This is a genomic window from Pseudokineococcus marinus (assembly GCF_013004605.1).
GTDB classification, from domain to species: domain Bacteria; phylum Actinomycetota; class Actinomycetes; order Actinomycetales; family Quadrisphaeraceae; genus Pseudokineococcus; species Pseudokineococcus marinus.
Genome location: NZ_JABEMA010000120.1, coordinates 1 through 9,087 on the forward strand (window position 1 = coordinate 1; position 9,087 = coordinate 9,087).

Sequence of the window (9,087 nt, forward strand, 5' to 3'; positions counted from 1 at the left end):
AGCGCGGCAGCGCCCGAGAGGGCGGTGTCGGCGCCGGCGTCCCGGTCGTCCGGCGCGCTCGCCTCCGGCCGCGCGCCCGCACCTGCTCCAGGGCCTGCGCCCGCGCCGGCCCCGCCGTCGGCGGCGCGCGCCTGCAGGCCCGACTGCGAGCGCAGCTCCACCTGCGGCAGGAAGGCCATGACGACGACCCCGACGGCCACGACGCACGCCGCGATGAGGAGGACGGCGTCGATGGACGTCGAGAACCCGGCGCGGAACGGCGCCGCGACGGCGTCGGGCAGCTGCTGGATGAAGGACGTGTCGGAGAGCGCACCCTGCCCCGTCGGCACCTGCTGCAGCCGCGACGCGAGCTGCGGGTCGGCCGCGGCGGCCTCCTGCACCGAGCTGCGGATGTCGCCCGGCAACCGGGTGAACAGCACCGAGAGGAAGACGGCGGTGCCGAGCGTGCCGCCCATCTGGCGGAAGAAGGTGACGGACGACGTCGCGACGCCCGTCTGGCGCGGCCCCGCGGCGTTCTGCACCGCCAGCACGACCGGCTGGAAGTTGAAGCCGAGGCCGAGGCCCGTCAGCACCATGAAGGGCACGAGCTGCCAGTAGGGCGTGTCGGCACCGACGACCTGCGAGAGCGAGAGCAGGGCGACGGTGAGCAGGACGGCACCCGTCACCGGGAAGACCTTGTAGCGACCGGTGCGGGAGATGGCGATGCCGGAGGACAGCGCGCCGGTCATGATCCCGAGCACGAGCGGCACCATCTGCAGCCCGGCCTCGGTGGGCGTGCTGCCGCCGACGATCTGCAGGTACTGCGGCAGGAGCAGCAGCCCGCCGAACATGCCCATGCCGACGACGACGCTGCCGAGCCCGCCGACGAGGAAGGTGCGGTTGGTGAAGAGCGCCAGCGGCAGCAGCGCGTCGTCCCCGATGCGCCGCTCGGCCAGCACGAAGGCCACGAGGCCGACGGCGCCGAGGGCGTAGGCGACCAGCGCGCCCCCGCTGCCCCATCCCCAGGTGCGGCCCTGCTCGGCGACGACGAGCAGCGGGACGAGGAAGAGGACGAGCGAGAGGGCGCCCGCCACGTCGATGCGGTGCTCGCGGCGCTCGTGCGGCAGGTGCAGGACCCGGACGACGACGGCGACGGCCAGCAGCCCGAGCGGCACGTTGACCCAGAAGATCCACCGCCAGCCGTCGAGGCCGAGGATGTCGGCGCGGCCGGCGAAGAAGCCGCCGATCACCGGCCCGAGGACGCTCGAGGTGCCGAAGACGGCCATGAAGTAGCCCTGGTAGCGCGAGCGCTCCCGCGGCGGCACCAGGTCGGCGATGATCGCCAGCGCCAGCGACATGAGGCCGCCGGCGCCGACGCCCTGCACGGCCCGCCAGGCGGCCAGCTCGTACATCGACGTCGAGACGCCGCACAGCGCCGAGCCGAGGACGAAGACGGCGATGGCCCCGAGGTAGAACGGCCGGCGGCCGTAGATGTCGGAGAGCTTGCCGTAGAGCGGCGTCGAGATCGTCGAGGTGATGAGGAAGGCCGTGGTGGCCCAGGCCTGGAGGTCGTAGCCCTGCAGGTCGTCCGCGATGGTGCGGATGGCCGTGGAGACGACCGTCTGGTCGAGCGCGGCGAGGAACATCCCGAGCATGAGCCCGCCGAGGACGGTGAGGACCTGGCGGTGGGAGAAGCCACCGTCCTCGCCGGCCGGCGCGCTCGCGGCGGCGCGCTGCCGGCGGCGCTCGTCCGCGGCGGCGGCCCGCTGCCGGCGCTGCTGCGCGGTCGGCGCGGGGTCTCCCCCGGCGGGGGCGGTGGCGGGGCTCGAGCGGCTCATGGCGGTCCTCGCGGGCGGTCGGCGGGAGGGGCGTCCCCCGCGCAGAGGGTAGGTGCCCCCGGCACCCGACCGCCCGCCGTCCCCGAGGCCTCGTCCCCGTCTGCGCCCCCGCGCGGGAGGGCGCACCGGGCAGGTCGGGGCGAGCGCGGCGACCCTGACGAGACGCAGGTCACCCGCTGTCCCTACGCTGGGGACCGCCAGAGCCCCAGCACGAGTCCGCCAGAGCGCCCTGAGGAGTCCTCTTGTCCACCACCGCCACCACGGGTCGACCCCAGGGCCGCACCACCGGCCGACCGAAGGTCGTCGTGCTCGGCGCCGGGTTCGCCGGCCTGTCGGCCGTCCGCGAGCTCGACGGTGTCGACGCCGACGTCCTCCTCGTCGACAAGAACGCCTACAACACGTTCCAGCCGCTGCTCTTCCAGGTCTCCACCGGCGGGCTCAACCCCGGTGACGTCACCTACTCGCTGCGCACCTTCACCGGCGGTCGCCGTCGCGTCGGCTTCCGCCAGGGCACCGCCACCGGCGTCGACGCCGAGAACAAGGTCCTGCGCATGGAGGGCGGCGACGACGTCGCCTACGACTACCTCATCGTCTCCAGCGGCATCGCGGCGAACTACTTCGGCATCCCGGGCGCCGAGGAGCACACGCTGACGATGTACACGCGCAACGGCGCCGTCGAGGTGCGCGACCGCCTCATGACGGCGTTCGAGTCGGCCGCGAAGCACACCGGCGGGGAGCCGCCGTGCATCGTCGTCGTCGGCGGCGGCGCCACGGGCACCGAGATGGCCGGTGCCATCGCCGAGCTGCGCAACACCTACGTGGCGGAGAACTACCCCGAGCTCGACCCCTCGCGCGTGCGGGTCGTCTGCATCGAGATGCTCGACTTCGTCCTGGCTCCCTTCGACGACTCGCTGCGCCAGTACGCCCGCCGCTCGCTCGAGCAGCGCGGCGTCGAGCTGCGGCTCGGCTCGGCCGTCGCCGAGGTCCGCGAGGACGCCGTCCTGCTCAAGGGCGGCGAGGAGATCCCCTCGGCCCTCACCATCTGGACGTCGGGCGTCTCCGCGCCGAAGGCGCTGTCGGAGTGGGGCTTCCCCCAGGGCCGCGGCGGCCGGCTGCAGACCGACCCCGACCTGCGCATCCAGGGCAGCGACGCCGTCTTCGCCGTCGGCGACGTCGGCGCGGTCGACGGCGCGCCCCTGCCGCAGCTGGCGCAGCCCGCCATCCAGACGGGCAAGCACGCCGCCGCCAACGTCAAGAAGCTCCTCGCCGGCCAGCCGACCGAGGCCTTCTCCTACAGCGACAAGGGCACGATGGCGATCGTCGGCCGCTACAGCGCCGTCGCCGACATCAAGTGGCCCTTCAAGGGCAAGTTCACGGGCGCCATCGGCTGGCTCATGTGGATGGGGCTGCACATCACGCTGCTGCACTCCTTCCGCAACCGGCTCGCGGCGCTGACGAACATCGCCTCGCACTACGTCTCCCGCTCCGGCATGCAGAACGTCATCGTCGGCGAGCCCCGCCGCGTGCCGCAGGCCGGCCGCAGCGAGTCCGACGAGCCGGAGGCCGAGCGCGACCCGCAGCTCGAGAAGCAGGGCGGCCGCGCCGCCTGAGGCGCCCCACGGCTCTCCCGAGCCGACCACCGGGCGCGACCCGCGCCCTCCCGGACCGCCCGCGGCACCCGCCGCGGGCGCCGGCTGGTCGGAGGACCAGTGGGGCGACGACGACACCCGCGAGGACGAGGACGCGAGCCGCACCGGCGCCTGGGTCGCAGGCGCCGACCTCGGGTCGATGGTGTCCATCACCCGCCGCACGGGCGCCCAGCAGGTGTGGGCGCAGGTCGACCCGCGCGACCCGTCCGCGCACCTCACGGGCGCCGGCGTCGGCGTGGCCCTGCTCGACACCGGCGTCGCGCCCGTCGAGGGCGTGAGCGCGCCCGGCAAGCTCGTCCACGGGCCCGACCTCTCCTTCGAGTCCCAGGCCGAGGGCACGCGCTACGTCGACGGCTACGGCCACGGGACGCACATGGCCGGCATCATCGCCGGCCGCGACAGCGCCGTCGTCCCCGGCGGCGAGGCCGACCCGCGGCGCTTCGTGGGCATGGCGCCCGGCGCGACGCTCGTCTCCCTCAAGGTGGGCGCGGCCGACGGCGGGGCCGACGTCACGCAGGTCATCGCCGCGATCGACTGGGTCGTCGCCCACCGCGCCGACCACGACGTCCGCGTCCTCAACCTCTCCTACGGCCTCGACTCGGTGCAGCCCTCGACCCTCGACCCGCTGGCGCACGCCGTCGAGAACGCCTGGCGCGCCGGGATCGTCGTCGTGGCGGCGGCCGGAAACGACGGCGAGGACGGCGCCACCCGGCTGACCATGCCCGCCGTCGACCCGTTCGTCCTCGCCGTCGGGTCCAGCGACCACCACGGCTCGAGCGACCCCGGGGCCACGACCGTGGGCTCGTGGACGAACGACGGGACCGACGAGCGCCGGCCCGACCTCCTGGCGCCGGGCAAGTCCGTCGTCAGCCTCCGCGTGCCGGGGTCGCTCGCCGACGTCCAGCACCCCGAGGGCCTCGTCACCGGCGACGCGAGCGGGCGGCTCTTCCGCGGGACGGGCACGTCGCAGTCGGCGGCCGTCGTCTCGGGCGCGGCCGCGCTCCTCCTGCAGGCGGACCCGACGCTGACGCCCGACCAGGTGAAGAACGCGCTCGTGCGCAGCGCCGACCGGCTCCCGGGCAGCGACGACCCGACGCAGGGCGCGGGCGAGCTCGACGTCGACGGCGCCTACGCGCTCGTCGCCGCCGGCGACGTCGGCCCGGCGGTGCAGCAGTCCTTCGCGCCGTCCACCGGCCTCGGCACCCTCGACGCCGCCCGCGCGGGCAGCCACGTCGTCGACCCCGACGACGGCGTCGTCCTCACCGGCGAGCAGGACGTCTTCGGCGAGCCGTGGGACGCCGCGGCCTGGGCGCAGGCCTCCTCGGCCGGCACCGCCTGGGACGGCGGCACCTGGCGCGGCTCCACGTGGACCGGCGACGGCTGGGAGGGCACCTCCTGGCTCGGCACCACGTGGGCGTCGGCCGACTGGACCCGCCGCAGCTGGTCGGGCGCCGACTGGTCGCGCCGGTCCTGGTCGACGGACGACTTCTCGCGGCGCTCGTGGTCCAGCGACGACTTCTCGCGCCGCTCCTGGTCCGCGGACAGCTTCTCGCGCCGCTCGTGGTCGACCGGCACCTGGGAGCCCCAGCCGTCCTGGTGACCCAGCCGTCCCGGTGACCCAGCCCTCCCGGTGACCCAGCCCTCCTCGTGACGGCGGCACCTCCCGCCCGCTCACCCCGCCAGCCGCACCCGCGCCCGCGGTCCCTCGCACGAGGGGCCGCGGGCGCGGCGTCGAGCGCTCGACGGGAGGCGGCTCAGCCCATGCGGTGCACGCGGTCGGCCTCGACCACGAGGACGACGCGCTGCTGGTCGCGGCCGCCGTACCAGGCGTAGGGGCGCCCGGTGTACCGCTGCGCGAGCGCCTCGATGTGCTCGGCGGCGCCGTCGGTCGTCGTCCGCACGACCCGCCCGCGCACGGCCACGTACCGGAAGGGGTTCTCGGGGTCGGCCACGGCCACGCTGACCCGCGGGTCGCGCTCGACGTTCCGCGTCTTCTGGTACCCGACCACGGTGTTGACGAGGACGTGGTCGCCGTCGGTGTCCACCCACGTCTGCGTCGTCTGCGGGGACCCGTCGGGCATGAGCGTCGTCACGTAGCAGGGGCTGGGGCGGCGGAGCAGGTCGAGCAGGTCGTCGGGCAGGTCCACGGGGGCGTCTCCTCGGGGTGGGGGCGAGCGGCGCCGCGCCGGGCGCTGCCGGCCACCCTGCCGCGAGCCGCCCCCGCGCGCCGCCGGGCCGTCGTCGGCGCCGCCGGGCAGACTCCCGCCCGTGAGCACGGAGGCGGCGGGGACGGACGCGGCGGGCGCGACGGGGACGACGGGCGTCGAGGGGTGCGTGTACATCGGGCTGTCGGTCGACGGCTTCATCGCGCGCCTCGACGGCGACCTCGAGTGGCTCACGAGCCGCGGGGAGGCCGCCGGGGACGCGGGCTTCCGCGACTTCGTGGCCAGCGTCGACGCCGTCCTCATGGGCCGCAGCACCTACGAGGTCATCGCGGGCTTCGACAGCTGGCCCTACCAGGACCGGCCCGTCCACGTGCTCAGCTCGTCGATGGCCCGCGGCGAGGACGAGCGCGTCACCGTCCACGGCGACCTCGAGGACGCCCTGGCCGCCCTGGCCCGCGACGGCCACCGCCGCGTCTACGTCGACGGCGGCCGCGCCGTCCAGTCGTGCCTCGCGGCGGGCGTCGTCCGGGAGATGACCCTCTCGACGGTGCCCGTCCTCATCGGCAGCGGCGAGACGCTCTTCGGCCCGCTGCCGGGCGACGTCGACCTCCAGCACCTGCGCACCGCGGTGCTCGGCGGCGGCATGGTCCAGACGACGTACCGCGTGCACCCGCCCGCGGACCGCGACGAGGACTGAGCCCCCACCCCGGGGCGCCGTCCCGGTGCCGCCGGCGAGGTGGCAGCACGAGGACGGCCTCTACGCCGTCGTCGTGCAGCCACCCGCCCGCTCGGGCTGGTCGTCGGCGACGAGGCGCAGCAGGCGCGCCAGCTCGGCGCGGTCCGCGGCGTCCAGCCGCGCGACGAGCGCCTCGGCGTCCTCCGCCCGCGCCCGCTCGACCTTGGCGGCGAGGTCGTGCCCGGCGTCGGTGGCGCGCAGGACGACGGCGCGCCGGTCGGCCGGGTCGGCGGCCCGGACGACGAGGCCCGCCGTCTGCAGCCCGTCCGCCACCTCGGTGGCCGAGCGCGGGGCGATGCGCAGGGCCGCGGCCAGGTCGGACACCCGCAGGCCGTCGGCGGCGACGACGGCGCGCAGCGCCCGCGCCTGGTGCGGGGAGAGGCCGTGCGGCTCGAGGACGGCGACCCAGCGGCGCCGCAGGGTCCGCGCCGCCCGCATGAGCAGCTCGGGGAGCTCGGGCTGCTGCTCCGGCGGGGCGCTCGCCGGGGGCGAGGGCCGCGCGGCGTCGTCCGTCACGACGGGAATGCTAGAGCGGCCCGCTGGCTTCACCTCATCGTGAGGTAGCCTCCGCATCACTCGAGGGGGGCGACGTGTGGCCATGTCGCCCTCCTCCACCCCACCGCGAGGGCGACGTGTGGCCATGCGGCCCTCGACCCGCTCTCCGGCAGGGCGACATGGCCACACGTGGCCCCACCGGGGCGACATGGCCACACATCGCCCCGCCGAGCCCGCGCCCGGGGGCGACATGGCCACACATCGCCCCCCTCGGGAGGGCGCACCGACGACCGAGAGGACGTGCCACCACGTCGATCCCCTCCCCCCGCACCCGGCCGGCCGACGCCCCACCCCGTCCGGACGGCGGCACGGGCACCGGCGGCGGCCGCGGCGCCCGCCGCGTCGACCCGGCCGACCGCGCCCAGCTCGAGCGCTCCCCCGTCTCCCTGCGCCGCGTCGCCGGCCTCTTCGCCGCGCACCGGTGGCAGGTCGCCGTCGTCGTCGCGCTCATCGTCACCTCGTCCGCGGTGGCGCTCGCGACGCCGTTCCTCGTGCGGACCGTCATCGACGACGCGCTCCCGCAGCAGGACCTCCGCCTGCTCGGCTGGGCGGTGGCGGGCATGGTCGGCGTCGCCGTCGTCACCGCCCTCCTCGGCGTCGGGCAGACGTGGCTGTCGACGACCGTGGGCCAGGCGGTCATGCACGAGCTGCGCACCGGCGTCTTCGCGCACCTGCAGCGCCAGTCGCTCGGCTTCTTCACCCGCACCCGCGGCGGGGAGGTGCAGTCGCGGCTCACCAACGACATCGGCGGCATGCAGTCCGTCGTCACCTCGACGGCGACGTCGCTGGCCGCCAACGTCACGGCGGTCGTCGGCACCGCCGTGGCCATGGCCGTGCTCTCGTGGCGCCTGTCGCTGCTGTCCCTCGTCGTCGTGCCGCCGTCGGTGTGGCTCACGCGGCAGGTGGCCCTCATGCGGCGGTCGGTGACCGCCGCCCGGCAGCGCCGGCTCGCCGACCTGCAGACCCAGGTGGAGGAGGGGCTGTCCGTCAGCGGCGCCACCCTCAGCCGCACGCTCGGCACGGGCGAGGGCCAGAGCGCGCTCTTCCGGGCGACGTCGGAGGACCTCGTCGGCCTCGAGGTGCGCAGCCAGCTCGCCGGGCGGTGGCGCTGGGCCACGATGTCCGTCGTCTTCGCCGCGGTGCCCGCCGCCGTCTACCTCGCGGCGGGCCTGCCGGCGACGTCGGGCGGCATGACCATCGGCACGCTCGTCGCCTTCACCGGCCTGCAGGGCGCGCTCTTCCGCCCCCTGCTGGGCCTGCTCGACGTCGGCGTCCAGGTCACCTCGTCGATGGCCCTCTTCAGCCGGATCTTCGAGTACCTCGACCTGCCCGTCGACGTCGACGACCCCGAGCGCCCCGTCGAGCTCGACCCGGCGACCGTCCGCGGCGAGGTGCGCCTCGAGGGCGTCGGCCTCACCTACCCCGCCGCCGACGGGAGCCCCGGCGCCGCCCCGGCCCTGCACGGCGTCGACCTCGTCGTGCCCGCGGGCGGCTCGCTCGCGCTGGTGGGCGCCACCGGGTCGGGCAAGTCGACGCTCGCCTCCCTCGTGCCGCGCCTGCAGGACCCGACCGAGGGCCGCGTGCTGCTCGACGGCGTCGACGTGCGCGACCTGCGCCTCGCCACCCTCTCGGAGGTCGTCGGCGTCGTCTCGCAGGAGACCTACCTCCTCCACACGAGCGTCCGGGAGAACCTGCGCCGCGCCCGCCCCGGCGCCAGCGACGCCGAGGTCGAGGACGCCGCGCGGCGCGCCCAGGTGCACGACCTGCTCGCCGGGCTGCCCGACGGCTACGACACGCTCGTCGGCGCCCGCGGGCACCGGTTCTCCGGCGGCGAGCGCCAGCGCCTCGCCATCGCCCGCACCCTGCTGCGCGACCCGCGCGTGCTCGTCCTCGACGAGGCGACGAGCGCCCTCGACGTGCGCACGGAGCGCGCCGTCCAGGCGGCGCTCGACGAGGCGAGCCGCGGCCGCACGACGATCACCATCGCCCACCGCCTCTCGACGGTCCGCGGCGCCGACGTCGTCGCCGTCCTCGACGGCGGGCGCGTCGTCGAGCAGGGGCCGCCGGCGCAGCTGCTCGCCGCGGGCGGCGCCTACGCGCGGCTCGTCGCGGCGGCCGAGGGCGTCGAGGAGGACGCGGCCCTGCCGGCCTGACCCGAGCGGGAC

Annotated in this window: 7 protein-coding genes; 4 read left to right on the top strand and 3 right to left on the bottom strand. The window is 76.1% G+C overall.

All coding sequences use genetic code 11. The features are described from left to right. The coding region (locus HLB09_RS09275) for an MDR family MFS transporter (RefSeq protein WP_171203104.1) at positions 1–1,817 on the bottom strand (1,817 nt) is incomplete at its 3' end. Positions 1,818–2,059: 242 nt separating this feature from the next. Between HLB09_RS09275 and HLB09_RS09280 the strand changes: the two genes are divergently transcribed. Then, positions 2,060–3,427 carry an NAD(P)/FAD-dependent oxidoreductase gene (locus tag HLB09_RS09280; protein WP_171203105.1) on the top strand — a complete coding sequence of 456 codons (1,368 nt, stop codon included), beginning with the start codon at positions 2,060–2,062 and terminating at the stop codon, positions 3,425–3,427. A 178-nt stretch (positions 3,428–3,605) separates the two neighbouring features. Then, positions 3,606–5,066, top strand: coding sequence for a S8 family serine peptidase (locus tag HLB09_RS09285; protein ID WP_171203106.1), 1,461 nt, complete (start codon positions 3,606–3,608; stop codon positions 5,064–5,066). 154 nt (positions 5,067–5,220) lie between these two features. Here HLB09_RS09285 and HLB09_RS09290 read toward each other — a convergent pair whose 3' ends face one another. Next, positions 5,221–5,613, bottom strand: coding sequence for a TIGR03618 family F420-dependent PPOX class oxidoreductase (locus tag HLB09_RS09290; protein WP_171203107.1), 393 nt, complete (start codon positions 5,611–5,613; stop codon positions 5,221–5,223). 121 nt (positions 5,614–5,734) lie between these two features. On the opposite strand from HLB09_RS09290, the gene HLB09_RS09295 reads away from it, so the two are divergent. Continuing rightward, complete coding sequence (locus tag HLB09_RS09295) at positions 5,735–6,328, top strand: dihydrofolate reductase family protein (RefSeq protein WP_322790102.1); 594 nt, start codon at positions 5,735–5,737, stop codon at positions 6,326–6,328. A gap of 60 nt (positions 6,329–6,388) precedes the next feature. Here HLB09_RS09295 and HLB09_RS09300 read toward each other — a convergent pair whose 3' ends face one another. After that, on the bottom strand, positions 6,389–6,883 hold the full coding sequence (locus HLB09_RS09300) for a MarR family winged helix-turn-helix transcriptional regulator (protein ID WP_212770822.1): 495 nt from the start codon (positions 6,881–6,883) through the stop codon (positions 6,389–6,391). 158 nt (positions 6,884–7,041) lie between these two features. Between HLB09_RS09300 and HLB09_RS09305 the strand changes: the two genes are divergently transcribed. Next, entirely contained in the window at positions 7,042–9,075 is a 2,034-nt protein-coding gene (locus tag HLB09_RS09305) for an ABC transporter ATP-binding protein (RefSeq protein WP_171203108.1), read from the top strand. Positions 9,076–9,087 lie beyond the last annotated feature (12 nt).

Bases quoted from the DNA above. Each gene is read 5' to 3' on its own strand.
- HLB09_RS09285 (WP_171203106.1), top strand. From the start codon at position 3,606: ATGGTGTCCATCACCCGCCGCACGGGCGCCCAGCAGGTGTGGGCGCAG.
- HLB09_RS09305 (WP_171203108.1), top strand. From the start codon at position 7,042: ATGGCCACACGTGGCCCCACCGGGGCGACATGGCCACACATCGCCCCG.